Annotated in this window: 19 protein-coding genes and 2 pseudogenes; 13 read left to right on the top strand and 8 right to left on the bottom strand. The window is 70.7% G+C overall.

Annotated features, from left to right (window positions below):
• Positions 1-170: 170 nt before the first annotated feature.
• On the bottom strand, positions 171-665 hold the full coding sequence (locus ACWF9Z_RS09305) for a pyridoxamine 5'-phosphate oxidase family protein (RefSeq protein WP_453599817.1): 495 nt from the start codon (positions 663-665) through the stop codon (positions 171-173).
• Positions 666-789: 124 nt separating this feature from the next.
• Entirely contained in the window at positions 790-927 is a 138-nt protein-coding gene (locus ACWF9Z_RS09310; protein WP_453599820.1) for a hypothetical protein, read from the bottom strand.
• Positions 928-1,138: 211 nt separating this feature from the next.
• Between ACWF9Z_RS09310 and ACWF9Z_RS09315 the strand changes: the two genes are divergently transcribed.
• Positions 1,139-1,846, top strand: a complete 708-nt coding sequence (locus ACWF9Z_RS09315; RefSeq protein ID WP_453599342.1) for a response regulator — start codon at positions 1,139-1,141, stop codon at positions 1,844-1,846.
• Between the two features lie 76 nt (positions 1,847-1,922).
• Here ACWF9Z_RS09315 and ACWF9Z_RS09320 read toward each other — a convergent pair whose 3' ends face one another.
• Positions 1,923-2,798, bottom strand: a complete 876-nt coding sequence (locus tag ACWF9Z_RS09320) for a universal stress protein (protein WP_453599345.1) — start codon at positions 2,796-2,798, stop codon at positions 1,923-1,925.
• Between the two features lie 236 nt (positions 2,799-3,034).
• Here ACWF9Z_RS09320 and ACWF9Z_RS09325 point away from each other — a divergent pair, with 236 nt between their 5' ends.
• Both ACWF9Z_RS09325 and ACWF9Z_RS09330 read left to right on the top strand, forming a co-directional pair.
• Complete coding sequence (locus tag ACWF9Z_RS09325; RefSeq protein ID WP_453599348.1) at positions 3,035-5,395, top strand: phosphoketolase family protein; 2,361 nt, start codon at positions 3,035-3,037, stop codon at positions 5,393-5,395.
• Between the two features lie 265 nt (positions 5,396-5,660).
• Positions 5,661-5,753, top strand: a pseudogene (locus tag ACWF9Z_RS09330) (hypothetical protein); the annotation flags it as partial.
• A gap of 359 nt (positions 5,754-6,112) precedes the next feature.
• On the opposite strand, the gene ACWF9Z_RS09335 reads toward ACWF9Z_RS09330, so the two are convergent.
• Positions 6,113-6,736, bottom strand: coding sequence for a hypothetical protein (locus tag ACWF9Z_RS09335; RefSeq protein WP_453599350.1), 624 nt, complete (start codon positions 6,734-6,736; stop codon positions 6,113-6,115).
• A gap of 283 nt (positions 6,737-7,019) precedes the next feature.
• Between ACWF9Z_RS09335 and ACWF9Z_RS09340 the strand changes: the two genes are divergently transcribed.
• Positions 7,020-7,424: a hypothetical protein gene (locus tag ACWF9Z_RS09340; RefSeq protein WP_453599353.1), complete on the top strand. Its 405-nt coding sequence runs from the start codon at positions 7,020-7,022 to the stop codon at positions 7,422-7,424.
• Positions 7,352-7,504, top strand: a pseudogene (locus ACWF9Z_RS09345) (universal stress protein); the annotation flags it as partial. The gene ACWF9Z_RS09340 and the pseudogene ACWF9Z_RS09345, both read left to right, overlap by 73 nt.
• 228 nt (positions 7,505-7,732) lie before the next feature.
• Here ACWF9Z_RS09345 and ACWF9Z_RS09350 read toward each other — a convergent pair.
• Positions 7,733-8,068, bottom strand: a complete 336-nt coding sequence (locus tag ACWF9Z_RS09350; protein WP_453599823.1) for a phthiocerol/phthiodiolone dimycocerosyl transferase family protein — start codon at positions 8,066-8,068, stop codon at positions 7,733-7,735.
• 281 nt (positions 8,069-8,349) lie between these two features.
• On the opposite strand from ACWF9Z_RS09350, the gene ACWF9Z_RS09355 reads away from it, so the two are divergent.
• The 4 genes from ACWF9Z_RS09355 to ACWF9Z_RS09370 all read left to right on the top strand — a co-directional run bounded on the left by ACWF9Z_RS09355 (position 8,350) and on the right by ACWF9Z_RS09370 (position 12,491).
• Positions 8,350-9,246, top strand: a complete 897-nt coding sequence (locus ACWF9Z_RS09355; RefSeq protein ID WP_453599826.1) for an endonuclease/exonuclease/phosphatase family protein — start codon at positions 8,350-8,352, stop codon at positions 9,244-9,246.
• A 39-nt stretch (positions 9,247-9,285) separates the two neighbouring features.
• Positions 9,286-10,074, top strand: a complete 789-nt coding sequence (gene cseB / locus ACWF9Z_RS09360) for a two-component system response regulator CseB (protein WP_453599356.1) — start codon at positions 9,286-9,288, stop codon at positions 10,072-10,074.
• A gap of 17 nt (positions 10,075-10,091) precedes the next feature.
• A complete protein-coding gene (locus tag ACWF9Z_RS09365) occupies positions 10,092-11,426 on the top strand; it encodes a sensor histidine kinase (RefSeq protein ID WP_453599359.1) in 1,335 nt (444 codons plus the stop codon).
• Positions 11,427-11,573: 147 nt separating this feature from the next.
• Complete coding sequence (locus ACWF9Z_RS09370) at positions 11,574-12,491, top strand: D-alanyl-D-alanine carboxypeptidase family protein (RefSeq protein ID WP_453599829.1); 918 nt, start codon at positions 11,574-11,576, stop codon at positions 12,489-12,491.
• Here ACWF9Z_RS09370 and ACWF9Z_RS09375 read toward each other — a convergent pair.
• A complete protein-coding gene (locus ACWF9Z_RS09375; protein ID WP_453599361.1) occupies positions 12,458-12,823 on the bottom strand; it encodes a hypothetical protein in 366 nt (121 codons plus the stop codon). The genes ACWF9Z_RS09370 and ACWF9Z_RS09375 overlap by 34 nt on opposite strands.
• Before the next feature lie 75 nt (positions 12,824-12,898).
• On the opposite strand from ACWF9Z_RS09375, the gene ACWF9Z_RS09380 reads away from it, so the two are divergent.
• From ACWF9Z_RS09380 to ACWF9Z_RS09390, 3 genes are all read left to right on the top strand, one after another.
• Positions 12,899-13,654 carry a transposase family protein gene (locus ACWF9Z_RS09380; RefSeq protein ID WP_453599364.1) on the top strand — a complete coding sequence of 252 codons (756 nt, stop codon included), beginning with the start codon at positions 12,899-12,901 and terminating at the stop codon, positions 13,652-13,654.
• 269 nt (positions 13,655-13,923) lie between these two features.
• A complete protein-coding gene (locus tag ACWF9Z_RS09385) occupies positions 13,924-14,265 on the top strand; it encodes a cupin domain-containing protein (protein ID WP_453599367.1) in 342 nt (113 codons plus the stop codon).
• Positions 14,266-14,383: 118 nt separating this feature from the next.
• Entirely contained in the window at positions 14,384-15,766 is a 1,383-nt protein-coding gene (locus ACWF9Z_RS09390; protein WP_453599370.1) for a flavin monoamine oxidase family protein, read from the top strand.
• 34 nt (positions 15,767-15,800) lie between these two features.
• On the opposite strand, the gene ACWF9Z_RS09395 is transcribed toward ACWF9Z_RS09390, so the two are convergent.
• Complete coding sequence (locus ACWF9Z_RS09395; RefSeq protein ID WP_453599373.1) at positions 15,801-16,283, bottom strand: potassium channel family protein; 483 nt, start codon at positions 16,281-16,283, stop codon at positions 15,801-15,803.
• A 422-nt stretch (positions 16,284-16,705) separates the two neighbouring features.
• On the opposite strand from ACWF9Z_RS09395, the gene ACWF9Z_RS09400 reads away from it, so the two are divergent.
• Positions 16,706-18,100: a chloride channel protein gene (locus ACWF9Z_RS09400; RefSeq protein ID WP_453599375.1), complete on the top strand. Its 1,395-nt coding sequence runs from the start codon at positions 16,706-16,708 to the stop codon at positions 18,098-18,100.
• Here the strand turns inward: ACWF9Z_RS09400 and ACWF9Z_RS09405 are convergent.
• Positions 17,997-18,566, bottom strand: coding sequence for a hypothetical protein (locus tag ACWF9Z_RS09405; RefSeq protein WP_453599378.1), 570 nt, complete (start codon positions 18,564-18,566; stop codon positions 17,997-17,999). The genes ACWF9Z_RS09400 and ACWF9Z_RS09405 overlap by 104 nt on opposite strands.
• Positions 18,567-19,165: the final 599 nt, after the last annotated feature.

Here is a 19,165-nt window from a genome sequence, read left to right on the forward strand (position 1 = left end):
CCGACAACGGCAGGGGCATCCCGGCCCGGGGCCGCAGGAGCGGTCTGCTCAACCTCGACGACCGGGCGCGGAGCCTGGGCGGGTCCTTCACCGTGGACACCCCCGACGAGGGGGGCAGCCGGCTCGTCTGGCGGGCACCGCTCCCCACCGGGAGCTGACGGCCCACGCAATCAGCCCAGGCAAGCAGACTCGGGCAGCATCCGCTCCGCCTCCAGCCGGAATCCGGTGACGAGGTCGGGGCGGATCCGCAGGGCGCCGGTCATGGAGTCTCCCACCCAGGGACGCAGTAGGGCCGCGAACCGGGCCGCCTCGTCGGCGCCGGCCACCGGGCACGCGTAGCCGGTGACGACGACGCTCCAGCCGAGGTGGGTGACGGGATCGATGGCGTCCGCTTCGTAGGCGACGACCACACCGGGGGTATCGGCCGGGGCGACGAGGGAGGCGAGCGCCCCGTCGTCGTGGATCCGCACGATGATGTCGTCGCCCTCGACGAGGTGGTTGACCGGGCGGATGGCGGGCAGTGCGGACTGTGTGAAGACGATGCGCCCCAGGGACACCGTCCCCAGGAGCCTGAGTGCCTCGGCCCTGTCCAGCTCCCGCATACGCCGGCCGGTCCTCGTAGCGCCCGTGCGTCCGCCGAGGCGTCCTACGCCGTCCTGGTCCATGATCCGCACCTTCATCCGGTATCGATCGTTCACGGCTTCCGCGTCACCAGCCTCCCCCGCGATCACCGCGGGAACCAGGGCCGAATGGTCCCGAGCAGGACACCGGTCTCGGACGCCCGTGCGATCAGGCCGCCACCACCCGCAGCACGCGGTCGGCGCCGAGCACCCGCATCGACCTGGCCACCAGAGGTGGCACCTCGCACAGCCGGAGCCGGGTTCCGGCCCGGCGGCAGTGTTGGTCGGCACGCAGGAACAGGCCGATGCCCCAAGTGCGGCACTAGCTCATCGCACGCGGACCGGCCCCGGGAAGGTCCACATGCCCCCACCCGGGGCCGAAGGTCCCTCTTTCCGAGGGCTCAGCGCGCGGGGGGGCAGCCGAATGAGGGCCTATCGGCCCTGTCCGTTCGGCCCCTGGGGCGGCAGGATGCTGGAGTTCGGGCGCCCCGCACGGACCCAGGCGAAGGAGTTGCGTCATGACGGACAGCGGTGCCCCCTCTCCCACCAGTCCTCCGATCACGATCTTCCTCCTCGACGACCACGAAGTCGTACGCCGCGGGGTGCACGACCTGCTGGACGCGGAGCCCGACCTGGACGTGATCGGCGAGGCGGGCACGGCCGAACAGGCTCTGATCCGCATCCCCGCACTGCGACCCCAGGTGGCCGTCCTCGACGTACGGCTCCAAGACGGCGACGGCGTGAGCGTCTGCCGCGAGCTCCGCTCCAAGATGCCCGAGCTGGCCTGCCTGATGCTCACCTCCTTCGACGACGAGGAGGCCCTGCTGGACGCCGTGATGGCGGGCGCCTCCGGATACGTGCTGAAGCAGATCACCGGAACCGACCTGGTCACCGCCGTCCGCACGGTCGCGGCCGGCCAGTCCATGCTCGATCCCGGAGCCACGACCCGGCTGATGGCCCGCATGCGCGGCGACGTGCCCAAGGAGGAGCAGGTCCCGGGCCTGCCCGGCTTCACCGACCGGGAGAAGGAGATCCTCGTCATGGTCAGCGAGGGGCTCACCAACCGGGAGATCGGCAAACGGATGTACCTCGCCGAGAAGACCGTCAAGAACATCATCTCGCGGCTGCTCACCAAGCTGGGGGTGGAGCGTCGCGTCCAGGCAGCAGTGATCGCCAGCCACGCGCTGACCCCGCCGAGCCAGCACCCCGCGCGGGCTGCCGAGTAGCCGCAGGCCTGGCATGCGGGAGGGCCGGGCACGCCGTACAGTCGCAGGCCCGGCCTCCCTCCTGACCCGGGCCGGGTCAGGCGTGCGGGACCACCATCACAGGACAGACCGAGTGGTGCAGGACGGCATGGGCCACCGACCCGATGTGCGCCCCGACCGCCGACTCCCGGACCCGGCGGCCGACGACGAGCAGTTGCGCGTCGGACGCGGCGGTCAGCAGCACGTGGCCACCGCTGCCCTGCTCCACGTGCGTGATGACTTCCACCTCCGGGTACTTCAGCCGCCACGGCTCCAGCGCCTGCTCCAGCGCGGCCTTCTCGTACGGCTCCAGGCCACCGAACTGGTCGGCGATCCACATCGACCCGGGGCTGGACCCGTAGACCGGGGGCAGGCTCCAGGCGCGGACCGCACGGAGCGGTACCTTGCGTACCGCGGCCGCCTCGAAGGCGACGCGCAGCACTTCGGCGGACTCCTCCACGCCGCCCTGCTGTCCGACGACGACCTCGCCCTCCTCCGGCACGGCCACCGGCCTGCCGTGCGCGGAGCGTACGGAGACGACGGGGCACTCCGCGGCGGCGATCACCTGCTGACCGTAGGAGCCCAGCAGGAATCCGACCAGCGCTCCGTGTCCACGCGTGCCGATGACCAGCATCTCCGTGTCCTTGGCGGCGTGCAGGAGAGCCGGCACCGGCACGTCGGAGAGCACTTCCGCGGTGAGGTCCAGTCCCGGGTACCGGTGGCTGAGCTCGCCGCCCACCTCCTTCAGAATGTCATCGGCGCGGCCGGCTTCGGTGTCGCGGTCCTGGACGATCGGGCCCGCGAGCGGCGCCCACAGCCAGGCGTGGACCACGTTCAGGGGCAGGTCACGCCGTACGGCCTCCCGTGCGGCCCAGTCCGCCGCGGCCCGGCTCTGGGGGGATCCGTCCACTCCGACGACGATGGCGCGCTTCACAAGTCTGTCCTCCGTACTGATGCCGCGGCATCGGGGTCGGTCGGCAGGGGAGCGGCACCGGCCGGGGGGACCGGCGCCGCTGCACTCACCTTCGCCGCTCGGCGCCTCGGCCCACAGGGGCCAACAGTCCCTCCCCCAGGGCCGGTCCTCCCCTCCCGACAGCCGCTCGGGGAGAGCAGTGTGGAGGCATCGGCTCAGTCGACGAACGTCCCGGACCGTCGCACGCAGGAGCGGGCATGACCGCGTACCCCATCTCGGACCTCGACGCGCACTGGCGCGCCGCCAACTACCTGGCCGTCGGCCAGATCTACCTCATGGACAACCCCCTGCTCACCGAGCCGCTGCGGCCCGAGCACATCAAGCCGCGGCTGCTCGGCCACTGGGGCACCTCCCCCGGCCTGAACCTCGTCCACACCCACCTGAACCGTGTGATCAGGGACCGCTCGCTGGACGCCCTGTGCGTCTGGGGTCCGGGCCACGGCGGCCCGGCGGTGCTGGCCAACTCCTGGCTGGAGGGCACCTACACCGAGACCTACCCGGACATCACGCGGGACGCGGCCGGCATGGGCACGCTGTTCCGGCAGTTCTCCTTCCCCGGCGGAGTGCCCAGCCACGTCGCCCCCGAGACGCCCGGCTCGATCCACGAGGGCGGCGAACTCGGCTACTCGCTGGCCCACGCCTACGGAGCCGCCTTCGACCACCCCGGCCTGCTGGTCGCCTGCGTCATCGGCGACGGCGAGGCCGAGACGGGGCCGCTGGCCGCCTCCTGGCACTCCAACAAGTTCCTGGACCAGGTCCACGACGGAGCCGTACTGCCGATCCTGCACCTCAACGGCTACAAGATCGCCAACCCGAGCGTGCTGTCACGCGTCCCCGAAGCCGAACTCGACTCCCTGTTACGGGGATACGGCCACGACCCGCTGTACGTGACCGGCAGCGACCCCGCCCTGGTACACCGGGCCATGGCCCGCGCGATGGACCACGCCGTGGACCGCATCGCCCTCATCCAGGAACGGGCCCGGAACGGAAGCAGCGGTCCCCAGCGGGAGTACGCCCGCTGGCCGATGATCGTGCTGCGCACCCCCAAGGGCTGGACCGGACCGGCGACCGTCGACGGCGAACCGGTCGAGGGCACCTGGCGGTCCCACCAGGTCCCGCTCGCCGGAGTACGCGAGAATCCCGCACACCTCAGGCAGTTGGAGGACTGGCTGCGCTCGTACCGGCCCGAGGAGCTCTTCGACGCCGACGGGCGTCCCTCCGAGCAGGTCCTCGCCTGTCTCCCTGAGGGCGAGCGCCGCCTGGGCGCCAGCCCGTACGCGAACGGCGGCCGGCTGCTGCGGCCCCTCCCGTTGCCCGCTCTCGACGTGCAAGCCGTCCCCGTCGACAAGCCGGGCAGCACCCTCCACGAACCGACCCGCGTCCTCGGGCGCTTCCTCACCCAGATCATGCGCGACACCGCCGAGCGGAGGGACTTCAGGGTCGTCGGACCGGACGAGACCGCCTCCAACCGGCTGGACGACCTGTACGACGTCACCGGCAAAGCCTGGCAGGGCTTGACCGAGGCCACGGACAGGAACCTGTCCCGGGACGGCCGTGTCATGGAGATCCTCTCCGAACACGTCTGCCAGGGCTGGTTGGAGGGCTACCTCCTCACCGGCCGCCACGGCCTCTTCTCGACCTACGAGGCGTTCGCCCACATCGTCGACTCCATGGTCGGCCAGCACATCAAGTGGCTCAAGACCTCGCGCGAGCTGCCCTGGCGTGCCCCCATCGCCTCGCTCAACTACCTGCTCACCTCGCACGTCTGGCGCCAGGACAACAACGGCTTCTCCCACCAGGACCCCGGCTTCGTCGACCACGTCCTCAACAAGTGCCCCGAAGTCGTGCGCGCCTACTTCCCCCCGGACGCCAACACCCTGCTCGCCGTGGCCGACCACGCCCTGCGCAGCCGCGACCAGGTCAATGTGATCGTCGCCGGGAAGCAGCCCTCCTTCGACTGGCTGGCCATCGGCGAGGCCCGCGTCCACGTCGCGCGAGGCGCCGGCGTCTGGGAGTGGGCCGGGACGGACGACGGCTCTCGCGAACCGGACGTCGTACTCGCCTGCGCCGGCGACGTGCCCACCATGGAGGTCCTGGCCGCCTCGGCCCTGCTCCGCGAGCACCTCCCCTCGCTGGCCGTCCGGGTCGTCAACGTCGTCGACATCGCCCGGCTGATGCCCCACGAGGAACATCCGCACGGCATGACCGACACCGAGTACAACGCCCTCTTCACCACCGACAAGCCCGTGATCTTCGCCTACCACGGCTATCCATGGCTCATCCACCGTCTCGCCTACCGACGCACCGGCCACGCCCACCTGCACGTCCGCGGCTACAAGGAGTCCGGGACCACCACGACACCCTTCGACATGGTCGTACGCAACGACCTCGACCGCTACCGGCTCGTCATGGACGTCATCGACCGCGTCCCCGGTCTCGCCGACCGCGCCGAATCCCTGCGCCAGAGCATGTGCGACCAGCGCATCCGCCACCACGACTGGATCCGCGCCCACGGAACCGACCTGCCGGAGGTCGCCGACTGGTCCTGGCCGTACTGAGCCCACACCGGACCACGGCGCCCGGACCGTACTGGGCCGGGGAGGGACCGATCGGCCCTCCCGGGCCCAGCGACCGGCAAGGTCGGCTCGAGCTACGACAACGCCCTCGCCGAGAGCTTCTGGCAAGGGCTGAAGAGGGAGACGACGCACCAGAGGCTGTTCTCGACGATTGAGCCGCGCGGGCTTCTTCAACCACCTCAACGACGAACGCCGCATCGACATCGCCGAGCAGTTCATCCCCCTCACCGAGGAAGCGGGCCTGCCGATGACCCACCTCGCCATGGCCTTCGCCATCGCCCACCCCGCAGTCACCAGCGCCCTGGCCGGAGCGCGGACCATGGCCCACCTCGATGACCTCCTCGCCGGCCTCGACGTCCGCCTCGGCGACGACATCCTGGACCGGATCGACGAGATCGTCCCGCCCGGCACCGACGTCGGCGCCCTCGACCAGGACTACCTGCCGCCCGCCTGTACAACGCGGGCCTGCGCCGCCGTCCCGCCGGCGAACGCGCAGCCGCCTGACTCCCCCGCCCTGCGTCGGCGCCAGACCACCCAAGACGTGGGCGGAGAACGAGGGGCCCTGTCGCGGTCCAGCCAGTGGCCTTGCGGACGGTCAGGCGCCGGGCAGCTTCGGCACCGGGGGCTGCAAGCTCCGCAGGAGCCCCCGGCTTCCGGGGCCGGCCCGAATTCGGCGGCGGCCCCGGACCGACGCTTCCGCTACAGGAGCCACCGGTTGCGGCGGACGACGGGCAGGCTCCGCCAGGCGGTCCCCAGCCCCCAGAAGCGCCCGGCTCCGATCGCCGCCAGCATCACCAGGACGGCCGCGTACAGGACGTGATAGTCCACCAGCGGGTTCGTCGACATGCTGAGGCTGCCGTCCGAAAGGTGCTGGGCCGGAGGCCACTCGGCAGCCCACATCAGCGCCATCATCGCGGTGCCCGCGACAGCAGCGGCCCTCAGCGCGACACCGCTCACCAGAGCGATGCCGATGCCGAGCAGTCCCAGCATGAAAGCCCAGTCGGCCCAGGCCGCCCCGGCCCAGGCGTGGAAGGTCTCCTCCAGCGGGCCGGCGGAGACATGACTCAGGAAGCCCTTGGTGGGAGACCCACCGTCGATCCACCCCTTGCCCGACGGAGTCGCGTACCCCCAGCCGAACGCCTTGTCGCCGAAGGCCCAGAGGAACGTGAACGAGGTCAGCAGGCGAGTCGTCGCCGCGATGCGCGCCACGGCCACAGGTGCGGCGAGCTCATCAACCGCGCTGTCGGACGTCGTTGTGGCCCAGACGGCCTTTCGCCACCCTGCGAGGGACATCCCGTGCTGACGGTGCTGGTGCAGAGCCATGACGTAGAACCCTTTCCTCACGGCAGGCCGTGCGCCTGCCCATCGCCAATGTCCCTGCTTGGAGGGCGGCGTGACCCGGGGCCGACCGGCCCGCACCGAGTGGCCAAACGTCCCTCACTGCAACGAAGTTCAGCTCGTCCGCACACGAAGGAGACCTTGGAGTCGACTACCTGGCCCTGACGGCCTCACGCCCGGGTACGGACGGTCCCCAAGCCGGGCCGATTAGCACTGGCCGGAGGAGGGTGACCGAAGCGAGGCTGATGCCGACGGAGGAGGAATTCACATGAGCCATCTCAAGTCCCGTCCCGTCATTGACGTGTTGGTGAACAAGCGAGGGCCGGTGCCCGAGGGCGCGTCCGAGTACGTCCGGGCGAAGATGCTGGCGGCGATCGCACACGTGGGGCCACCGGTGCTTGCAGTCCGTGCCAAGCTCACGCAGGCGGCCGACCCGCCGGCGAGCCGTCCGGCCATCGCCCAGGCCGTGGTGGACGTGAACGGCCACCCGGTGCGCGCCCACTGCGCCGCGGACACCATGTTCGAGGCGGTCGATCTCCTGCAGGAGCGACCGCGGCCACGCCCTCACCTCAGTACTGGGGCGAGCGCATTCCACGGGAAGTGGCGCAGGAGTTGGCCGAGCGGCACCCCGATCTGGAGATCACCACGGAGCAAGGGGACGGCCGGCCCCTGACCGTCCTGACCGCTGCCGCGCAGCGGGCCGAACTGCTGGTACTGGGCTCGCACGGGCTGGCGGCGACGGCGGGTTTCCTCGTGGGATCCGTGCCCCAGGCCGTACTCGCCCACGCCGAGCGCCCCGTAGTCGTCGTGCGGCCCGGTGCCTGGATAGCTCGTCGAACAGGGTGTGACGATCGTTCTCGGGCCCACGGCTGCGGACGGCCACTTCCGCCTGGCCGACGGCACCATGAGCCAGGTCCCCTACCAGGACGCCACCCGCCACATCATCCACGCCATGGCCAGCATCTGTCGCCTGTTCATCGCCTACGCCAACCGCCGCGGCTGGGAACAGGTCCCCGCCGACTCCTGGCAGTACCAGGGCAACTCCGGAACCGTGCCGAAGATGTTCGTCCCGCCGAAGGCGTCCACCGGAGGGCTGATGCGGGTGCGCGCGTCCACCGGGTAGATGAAGGGAACGGCCACCTCGTGCACGTGGTCGGCGGCGGCTTTCACCTCGGCGTGGGCGATCATCACGGCCGCCGAGACCAGACCATGGACCGAGACCCCGTTCGCGCGCCCGACCCGGACCAGCGCCGACGTCGTACCTCTGCCCGTTCCGGCACCGCGACCGGTTCGAAGAGTTCTTCCATAGTCGGCCATAGCGTGCGTGCCCACTGACCGATACCCAGCCGAAACACAGCCGTGGGGCGCTCGAAGCAGTCCCCTGATGAACCGGAAGTGCGCCTCGCCGAGGCTGTGCCGGTACCCGAGTACCCGATCCCCGGTGTACGCGACATCGGAAGGCAGCTGCCGTGCTGAGCACCCCGTACCGTTCCGAGGCCACCGAGAAGGCGGGGCCCGCCGACCCGGCCCCTCAGGCGCGCCCGTCTCGCTCCGGCAGCCGCACCGGCAGCCTCCGTACCGGTGGCGGGCGCGGTCGGTTGACCGCCGCCGCCGCGGTCTGCTCCGCCCTGCTGATGGCGCTGCACGCGTGGATCCCGAACGGGTTCGGCAACCTCGGCAGCCTGTTCCAGACGTTCCTGCCCTGGACCGGGCTGAGCGTCCCCGTGCTGCTGGCACTGGCGGCGGTGCGACGCTCGCGGCTCGCGGCCGTCGCCGTCCTGGCCCCCGCGGTCGCATGGGTCTCCCTCTTCGGCGGGACGCTCACCGACAGGCGTTCCGGCATCGGGGACTTCACCGTGGTCAGCCACAACGTGGACGAGGAGAACCCCGACCCGGCGCGGACCGCGCGAGCACTCGCCGCGTCGGGCGCGGACGTACTGGCCCTGGAGGAGATGTCCCCGAAGGCCACGCCCGTCTACGAGCGCGAGCTGGCCGCCGGCTATCCGCACCACTCCGATAGCCTCGGCGTCAGGCTGTGGAGCAAGCACCCGCTGACCGACGTACAAACGGTGCCGATCATGCCCTGGACGCGTGCCGTGCGGGCCACCGTCGACACCCCGGGCGGGCCCGTCGCGGTCTACGCCGCCCACCTCGCTTCGGTACGGGTCACCCCGGCCGCCGGTTTCACCACCGCGCGCCGCAACGAAGCCGCCGGGAAGCTGGCCGCGGCCGTACGGGCGGAGCCGCTGCCCCGGGTCGTCGTGATGGGCGACTTCAACGGGACGGCCGATGACTCGGCACTGCGGCCGGTGACCGCACTGCTCCGCCCGGCGCAGCGGGAGGCGGGGGCCGGCTTCGGCTTCACCTGGCCCGCCTCGTTCCCGGTGGTCCGCATCGACCAGATCCTGGTGAAGGGGGTGAACCCGGTCTCCTCGTGGACCCTGCCGCCCACCGGCAGCGACCACCTGCCCGTCGCGGCCTCCCTGCGGCTGTGACCGCGCCACGCGACCCACTGACTACGATGGTCGGATCATATGTCCGTTGATGAGGAAGTAGGTGGCGTGCCGGAAACCCGGGTCCCCGACCCCGTCAGCGTCCTCGTCGTCGAGGACGACACCACCATCCGCCGCGCCGTCCAGCTGTCCCTGGAGCGGTACGGCTACCGGGTCGCGGTGGCAGCGGACGGACTCGGCGGCCTGGAGGCATTCCGGGCCGGTGCGCACGACCTCCTGATCCTGGACGTGATGCTGCCCGAACTCGACGGCATCGGCCTGTGCCGGCGGATCCGCGAGGAGAGCCTGGTCCCGGTCCTGATGATGTCCGCGCGCGGTGACGCCCTCGACGTGGTCGCCGGGCTGGAGGCGGGCGCCGACGACTACGTCGTCAAACCCGTCGACACCGCCGTCCTCGTCGCCCGCATCCGTACGCTGCTGCGCCGCGCGACCTTCCGGCCGGCCGAGCCGGGAACGAGTACGGCCGGATCCGTCGCGCCGGCGGAGTCCGCGGTCACCTCCCCTGACGCCGGGACGGCCCCGGGGGTACTGGCGTTCGGCGACCTCACCGTGAACACCCTAGGCCTGGAGGTCCACCGGGGCGGACGGCCCGTTCCGCTGACCCCCACCGAACTGCGCCTGCTGCTGGAGTTCGCCGCGGCCCCCGGCGCCGTACTGGACCGGCGCCGGCTGCTGCGCGACGTCTGGGACTACGGCTGGGAAGGCGACACCCGGGTCGTGGACCTGTGCGTGCTGCGGCTGCGCAAGAAGATCGGCGCCGGCCGGATCGAGACCGTCCGCGGCTTCGGCTACAAACTCGTCCGCGACTGAGGGGCCCGTCCGGAACCATGGCACCGCTCAACCCGCGCGCCCTGCGCTGGAAGATCGCCGCGCTCACCGCGGCCGCCTGCTGCGCCGTGGCCGCCGTGATCGGCGTACTCGTCCACCAGGCGATGGCCCAACGCGGCGACCGGACCGGAAACGAACGCCTCGCCGCACGGCTGAGCGCCGCCGAGCGCGAGTACGTGCGTACGGGCAGCGCGCCGCTCGACGTGGAGGTCCTCGCGCCGGAGCGGCTCGACGCACCGCTCGCGCGGGCCCTGGCCGCCAAGGACCCTGCCAGTCTGTATGCGACCTGGTACGACCGCAAACCCCCCAACTGGTACTGGCTGTGGGCGGCCATGCCCGTCGAGGGCGGCCGGGTGCTCGTCGCCCGGACGGACATGAGCTCCGAGGTGCGCGGCCTCCAGCTCCTGGACCGCAGCATCGTCAAGGCCGTGCTCGCCGCCCTCCTGGTCGTCGTCCCGCTCGCCGCCCTGGCGACCGAGCCGATGAACCGCAGGCTGCGCCGCGGCTCCCGTACCGCTCGGGCCATCGCCGACGGCGACCTCGACGCCCGGATCGGCCCCGGCGGCCGGGCCCGTGACGAGATCACCGAGATGTCGGCGGCCGTGGACGAGATGGCCGCGGCCCTGCAGCGCAAACTCGAGGGCGAACGGCGCTTCACGGCGGACGTCGCGCACGAACTGCGCACCCCGCTGATGGGCCTTTCCACCGCCGCCGGGCTCCTCCCCGAGGACGACGAGGTGGCCGGACTCGTACGCGACCGGGTCCGGGCCATGAATGCTCTGGTCGAGGACCTCCTGGAGATCTCCCGGCTCGACGCCGGCGCCGAGCGGGCCCGGACCGACGCGGTGCCGCTGGGCGAGCTGGTCACCGACGTCGTACGCCGCACCGGGACGCCGACCGGCGTCGTGGCCCGTGGCGCCGGGGTGGTGGAGACCGACCCGCGCCGGGTGGAACGGATCGTGGTCAACCTCGTGACGAACGCCCATCGGCACGGAACGGCCCCCGTCGAGGTCACTGTCGCGGGTGCGCGGATCGTCGTACGGGACCACGGGCCCGGTTTCCCCGCCGAGCTGCTCGACGAGGGCCCGCAGCGCTTCCGCACGGGAACCGCCGAGCGGGGGCGCGGGCACGGCCTCGGACTGACCATCGCGCTCGGGCAGGCCGGGGTACTCGGGGCCCGGCTGGCCTTCGCGAACGCCCCGGACGGGGGCGCGGTGGCCACCCTCGACCTGGACGCCCGACCCTCGGACCGGCCTGAAACGGAACCGCAACACGACCTCCCGGTGGTGGAAACGGGGTCGCACCGGTCCGGAAGTGCGCCTCCTCGAGGGTGATTCGGGTGCGGGATCCGCACCCGTCTTCCTGGAGGTTCCCCGATGTCCGCCGACCACCACCGCTCCCTTTCCGGCTTCCGCAGGACCGGCTTCCGCAGGACCGGCTTCCGCCGGTCCGTCGTCGTCCCGCTGGCGTCCGCTCTCGTCATGGCGACCGGTACGGGCGCCTGGTACGCCTTCGGTGGCGACGGGCTCCGGAATCCGGGCGTCTCCCCGGAGAGCGCCGCGGTCGCCTCCTTCGCCGGGTCGCTGGACCTGCCCTGGCCGGCGGAGGGCCAGTCGAGCGCGGAGGTCGAGGGCATCGGCAGCCTCGGCACCAAGGGCGATCAGATGCCGGTACCGATCGCCAGCATCACCAAGGTCATGACCGCCTACGTCATCCTCACCGGTCACCCGGTGTCCGGCAACGGTGACGGCGAGGAGGTGACCGCGGACCAGCAGGCCGCCGACGAGTCGTTCTCCACCGCGGAGTCGACCGCACCCGTGGTGGCCGGACACCGGTACACCCAACGCCAGCTCCTGGAGCTCATGATGCTGCCCTCCGGAAACAACGTCGCCAGGCTGCTGGCCCGTTGGGACTCCGGCGATCAGGAACGGTTCACGCTGAAGATGAACAAGGCCGCCGCCGCACTCGGAATGGACCGCACCACCTACACCGGGGCCTCCGGCATCGAAGCCAGCACGCAGAGCACGGCCGCCGACCAACTGAAACTGGCCCACGCCGTCATGAAGAACGAGGCCTTCCGCGCGATCGTGGCCACACCCGCCATCACCGCCCCCGGCTCCGGCACGCCGATCCGCAACAGCAACAAGCTGCTCGGTCAGGACGGCGTCATCGGCCTGAAGACCGGCTCCTCCACCCCGGCGGGCGGCAACCTCATGTGGGCCGCCACCCAGGAGGTGGCGGGCGTCTCCCGCCTCATCCTCGGAGTCGTCCTCCACCAGCAGGCCGACACCAACCCCACCGCCGGCATGGCCGCGGCCTTCGAAGCCAGCCGCACCCTGATCACGGCCATCCGCTCCGCCCTCCCCTACGCCCTGGCCGCCCAGGACCCGAAGGACTGACCGGCGCCTTCGGGGCCGATCAGAACGGGCCGTAGAGCCAGTTGCCCGGGGGCATTCGGGTCCTCACTGGTGAAGAACCCCACCACGGCGGCGTCGATTTCAGCCGGATCCCATGTGCCGCCCCCGTCCCCGTCACGGTCCAGGCGGCGGAACGCCTCCTCCATCCGCTGCGCGGGCACCCCACCGATCGCCTGGCTGAGCCGCAGGTACTCGTCCAGCCCGATCAGTCCGTCGTCGTCGACGTCCGTAAGGGCGAGCCAAGCCGAGGCCCCCGCGTGCAGGGTCTCCAGCCTTTTCCAACCTGCCTGCGATGTCGGGCCGTTGATGCTCAAGGTCTGTACGGAACGACGAAGCTCCTGGCAGACGGGTTCTCGACCAAGATCACCCATGTCCGCCAGGAGCTTCGCGTGCTTGTCTACCCGTCGTCGATCGATCTGTCCAGCCGTACCCTGCGCCACCTGACCGAGCAGCTCGCCGTCCGGCAGCGGGAGATCGGCACGCGGTGGCGGCGCCTGCCGGCCGGCCGCCAGGCCCTGCTTGCCCCGGCCCATCTGCGGTGCGGCGACACCTACGCCCAACTCGCCGCCGGGTTCGGCATCGGGATCGCAACCGTGTACCGCTCCATACGCGAGGCAATCGAGGTCTTGGCCGCTCTCGCCCCGACCCTGGCCGAGGCGATGGAGACGGCCCGGACGAAGGCATACGTGATCCTGGACGGCACGCTGCCGCCGATCGACCGGATCGCTGCCGACACCCCGTACTACTCGGGCAGGCACAAGCGGCACGGCAGGAACGTCCAGGTCCTCACCGACCCGTTCGGCCGACCGCTCTGGGCATCGCCGGCCCTTCCCGGCTCCACCCACGACCTGACCGCCGCCCGAAGCCACGGCATCGTCGACGCGCTCGCCACCACGGGGCTGAAATGCTGGGCGGACAAGACATACCAAGGCGCCGGCCGCCACATCCGAGTCCCCTTCCGGGGCCGCCGACTCAAGCGCTGGAAGCGACGGCACAACAGCAGCCACGCCAAGATCCGCTGCGTCGGAGAGGAAGCCATGGCCGTCCTGAAGGGCTGGCGCCTACTGCGGAAACTCCGCTGCAGCACAAACCGGATCACCGGCATCGTGAAGGCCGTCCTCGTCCTCCACCACACCGCAACCTGAGGTTGGAAAAGGCTCACTGTCCGTGACGGCACGGCGGCGTGCTTTGAGGGACGGCAGGCTGCCCTGGACGTGGGTACGGTGGTGTAGGTGGGTGGTGGAACCGACCGGTGGAAAATGCGGTAAATCAGTCGGACTTCGTCGCCCACCTGACGGGGACGCCGCCCGCGTCTTCGGGGAAATCCCCGGTATCCGTGGTGTCAGCGGATGAAATGAAATCCGGCACCGTCGTCGCCGGCGGGCCGAGATCTCCGCCCCCTTTGGAGGGACGCATGACGAGCACAGCGGGTTTTGCAAACTCATCGGTAGCGACCCAGTCGTGGGAACCCTATGTTGAGGACGGCCGGGCGACGGGTGAGATCCATTGGCTCGTCCAGGCGGAAGAGGGCCAGGTATCGGGACTGTGGAGGATCGGCCCCGAGGAAGGCGCGGAGTTCCCCTACAAGCCCGCGGCCACCGACACGTTCCACGTGATCGAGGGTGAGGCCGAGCTGGAGACCCCTGACGGCGAGAAGATCGAGGTCATTGCCGGGGGCATCTATTCCTTCCCGGTCGGATTCACGGCCACCTGGAGAACCCGCTCGCCGTTCATGAAGTTCTTCGTCGTGGGCTGAGGACGGGCGCTGTACGCAGCGTGACACCGGCGTCGGCGTACGCACGGAAGATCAATCGGGAAGACGTGAATTCCTCAGAGAGCGTGGCGCGCGACCAGCTGCGGCCCATTCCCGGATAGTGGCTCGCGAGTCAGGCCAGACGACGGAAAGGGAGCAGATTGTGGCGACGTCAGATTCTGAAGTGGATGTCGTGATCGTGGGCGGCGGTTTCGCCGGTGTGACGGCTGCGCGTGAATTGTCGGCGCGCGGGCGTCGGGCGGTTCTGGTGGAGGCGCGTGACCGGCTGGGCGGCCGGACCTACACAAAGGACCACGCCGGGCATGCAATGGAACTCGGCGGCACGTGGGTCCACCCCCTGCAGCCGCACGTGTGGGCCGAGGTCGACCGGTACGCGGTCGAGACCGAGACATTCCCGGTGCTGGAGGGGCTGCGGCAGGCGGTCGTCTCCGACGGCCGCGTCGTGGACCTGTCCGACGACGACGTCGAGCGGGCAGTGGAGGCGTTCGACCAGTTCTGCGCTCCGGGCACGACCCTGTTCCCGGAGCCGTTCCTGGAAACGGTGAGTTCGGACCCGGATGGCCTCGGTAAGCGGTCGCTGCGTGAGCAACTCGACAGCTTCAAGGCCGAGCCGGCGCTGCGCGACTGGGTGGAGGGGATGTGCTCTTTGGTCGCGTTCGGCCCGCTCGATCAGTCCGGTGCGAGCGAGATCTACCGGTGCTACGCCTTGGCCGGGTACAGCGCGGCGCAGGCCATGGCCGCACTGTCGGCGACGAAGCTGGTGAAGGGGACACGGGAGCTGATCAACTCCATCGCCGGGCAGGCCACCCTGGCAGACATCCGCCTCAACTCGCCCGTGCGGCGCGTCGTCCAGACCGGTGACGGGGTGCGGGTCGAGCTGGAGAGCGGCGAGGCCGTCAGCGCGCCGACCGCGCTGATCGCGCTGCCGATGAACGTCCTGAACAGCGTGGAGTTCGAGCCCGGCCTGTCCGAGATCAAGCGGACCGCGTCGGCCGACCGTCACGCGGGTGCCGGCATGAAGTGCTATGTGCGCGTCAAGGGCGACATCGGCAACGTCAGCATCGTGGCCCCCGAGGCCCAGGCGGTCAACTATCTGGTGACCTACGCCCACGGCCCGGAGGGTTCGTGGCTGATCGTGTTCTCCGCCAACCCGGACCAGCTGCAGATGAGCCAGTTCGACGACACCCAGGGGATGCAGACTGCGCTGCAGCCGTTGCTCCCGGGTGTTGAGGTGGAGAGCATCGTCGGCTGGGACTGGTCCAACGACCCGCTCGCGCTGGGCACGTGGTGCATCTACCGGCCGGGACAGCTGGCGAAGGTGCTGCCGGAGCTGCGCACCACCGAAGGGCGGCTGTTCTTCGCGGGCGCCGACTCGTCGATCACATGGCGCGGCTTCATCGACGGGGCGATCGAGAGCGGATACCGCTCCGCCCGCGACATCGACAGTTATCTGAACGGCGGCGGGACCTCGGCTCAGAGCTGAGACGGCGGGCCGGCCAAGAGGCTCCAGAGCGGGGTCAGCGGGCGGCGGGTGTGGTGTTGTCACCGCCGCCCGCTGTCGGCTGGTCCCGCTTTCGTCTGGTTTCCTGTACCGCGTGCACCATGAGGCGGGCGGCCACGCCGATCAGCAGGAGATTGACCGTCATCTGTCCCGTGGTGAGCAGCCGGGCCGGTTGGGTGCGCGCTGTAATGTCTCCGAACCCGACGGTGCTGAATACCGTCATGGAGAAGTACAGCGCGTCGGTGCGTGAGAGGGCTTCGCTGAAGTTGCCCGGGGCGCTGTGTTCCATCAGCCCGTAGGCCGTTGCGAACATCAGCACGACGAGTGGGACGGTCACCGCGAGTGCCTCGATGGCCCGCAGTCCGGGATACGGGGACCGTGTGATCTGGCGGATCTGCCAGGCCAGGGCCAGCGCCACCACCGCGATCCCACCGGCGAGCCCGAGGACGGTGGTCGCGGTGAAGGCCGAATCCAGTGGCAGCAGGAAGTAGCCGGCCACGAGGACCCCCGCGGATACCAGCGCACGCGCAAAGGCGAACAGCGCGTGTCGGCGGGCACTACCCGTACTGCTCAAGTCTTCAGCCCCCGATCGCACCCGTACTCTGACCGCTCTGCTGCGTCTGCTTCAGCACCAACCTGCCGGGTGATCCCGGTGCCGTGCCGCAGGCACACCACGGGGTCACCGGCATGGCGGCGCCGCGGGGTCGAGGTCAGGCAGCGCATCGCGGAGGCCGGGGCCCACCCAGGCCGTAGGCCTTCCAGCGGCGAGAAGCAAGGTCCGGGCGGATCATCGAGGAGAGGGGTTCGGCCGCCTGCGTGGCGGCGTTCACCCGGCGGCACAGGGGGCGCCGCCGTTGGCACCGTAGCTCTGGTGGCCCCCTCGCACGGCATCGCTGCCATGGGCCGGGAGGAAGGAAATCCATGACGGAGCCGAGTCCTCAACCCGTTGACGCTCCTGGTCAGCAGCAGCCGCAGGAGGCGGACCGGCTGCGTGACATCCTCTGCAGTCCCGGTTACCTCAGGGTCCTCGCCTACTCGGCGCTCATCGGCATCCCTGTGTCGCTGGTCGCGTTCTGGTTCCTCGTCGGGCTGCACGAAGTGCAACACGTACTGTGGGAGGATCTTCCACACCACCTGGGCTGGGACACAACCCCGTGGTGGTGGCCGTTGCCCCTGCTGCTGATCGCAGGCATCCTCGTCGGCCTGATCGCCACCCGCATGACCGGCGGCGGCGGCCACATACCCGCGGGCGGCCTGCACGCCGGCGCGACCCATCCGGCCGCGCTGCCGGGCGTCGTGCTCGCCGCGGCGGCGAGCCTGCCGCTGGGCGCGGTCCTGGGACCGGAGGCACCGCTGATCGCCCTGGGCGGCGGCTTGGCCCTGCTCTTCCGGAAGCTCACCCAGATCCCGGGAACCCCGCAGACCACCGCGCTGCTGGGTGCGGCCGGTGCGGCAGCCGCCATCGCAGCAATTTTCGGGAACCCGCTGATCGCCGCCGTACTCCTCATCGAGGTGTCAGGGATAGGCGGCCCACAGCTCTTCGCGGTCATGCTCCCCGCCCTGCTCTCCAGCGGAATCGGGGACCTGATCTTCACCGGCATCGGACATTGGACCGGCCTGGAAACCGGCAGCCTCAGCCTCACGCTCCCCACGCCCCTCCCGCACCTGGACCCGGCGGACGTGCTCTGGACGGTCCTCATCGCCCTCGTCCTCGCCCTGCTCCTGCACCCGGTCATGGCGGCGGGCCGACGGGTCGCGGCATTCGTCTCCGCGCGGGTACTGCCCCGCACCGTCCTGTGCGCGCTGGGTGCCGCGGCCTGCGCCGCCCTCTACGCGCTGACCACCGGCCACACCCCCGCGGACGTCGCCCTGTCGGGCCAGGTCACCCTCGGCGAGCTGGCCGCGAACCCCTACGCCTGGGGCACCGGTGCGCTGATCGCCATCCTGGTCCTCAAGAGCATCGCCTACGCCCTCTGCCTCGGCAGCCTGCGCGGCGGCGCCATCTTCCCCGCCCTCTTCCTCGGAGCGGCGGCCGGAGTGCTCCTGGCTCCCCTGCCCGGCCTGGGCGCCGTACCGGCCATGGCGGCAGGCATGGCCGCGTCCACAGCGTCGATCATGCGGCTACCGGTCAGCAGCGTGCTCCTCGTCGTACTGCTCCTGGGCAGCTCCGCCATGATTCCCATCGCCATCCTCGCGGCCGTGCTCGCCTTCATCACCACCGAACTGCTCTCCGCCAGAACAGCACAACCAGCCGCTCCGCACGCCGAGCAGAACGCCCCGGGCGCCGGCGGTCCCAAAGCAACCGGGGCACCCTGACGACGGCTGCGCACGCGGACGGATGACCGAAGGCGGCCATGAACGCACTGCTCACCGCACTGTCTGCCTTCCCTGCCACCCAGGTCATGTAGTCGATGCCGTCCAGTGCCCCGTAGCCGACGAACCCCATGAGGGACAGGACGCAGCCCCAGAACGCCGCCTTGGGGTGGGTGGGGTGCACCAGTCGCGCCAGGCCCACGACCGCGGGCACGAAGAGGACGGCTGAGAGGAAGAACAGGGTGTGCGCCACGTAGAACCGGGTGCCATGGTCGTGCGAGGCGCTGTAGTACTGCGCGCCGCTCTCGATGCCGTGCGGCGGGTGAAAGAACGCCGCCCCGAGCATGAGGATCGGGGCTCCGATCATCAACGCACCGAACCCGATGCGCTCCGCGCGGGCGTAGCTGCGGTCAGCGCCCCTCGGATGAACGGGGGCTGCCGGCCATGGCTGGACCTCCTTCTGGTGCATCCCAAGAGGCCCTCTTGGCAGGTCACGCGCTCATGTTCCACCCGAGGGTGCCGCAAGACAACAACCCACGCGCACGCGCCGCCAGCCCCGGGACGCACGTGAAGTAGACGCCCTCAACGGCGCGTCCGGTCGTCCACTGCCCCTGGACCTTGTGGTGGAGGGAGCGGTACGCGGCCGACCCCCAGCTCGCCTGCGTCCGCCGGATGCCGGGCGAGCCCGCTCCCTCATGCTCCCTCGCTGCGGGTTCACTGGCCGAGATGAGCGTCGGCAACGCCGTTGTCGCTGCAGCCGCCGGTTTGCGCACGTGCCGCCGCAGGTGATCAGGCGCAGCGCGGGCCTGCCTCTGCACCCATAGACCCGGTCGGCCGGGAAGCGTGGCGAGAGAGTCCGGTCGACGTGTCCACATAGCCGTCGATGACGGAGGTACCCATTCCCCTTGAGCGCCGACCGAGCCCCCGTCAGCTCCGTCCCGTCAGACGGCGCCGACGTCGGGGATCAGTCCTCGGTCGGGGTCGAACCGGAAGGGAGGAGAATCCGGCAGTCCGGGGAGGGGGTCGCCTGCCGGACGTACGGCGAGGGGCGGTCGTGTCCACCGGTTC

The organism is Streptomyces sp. NPDC054961, assembly GCF_053609145.1.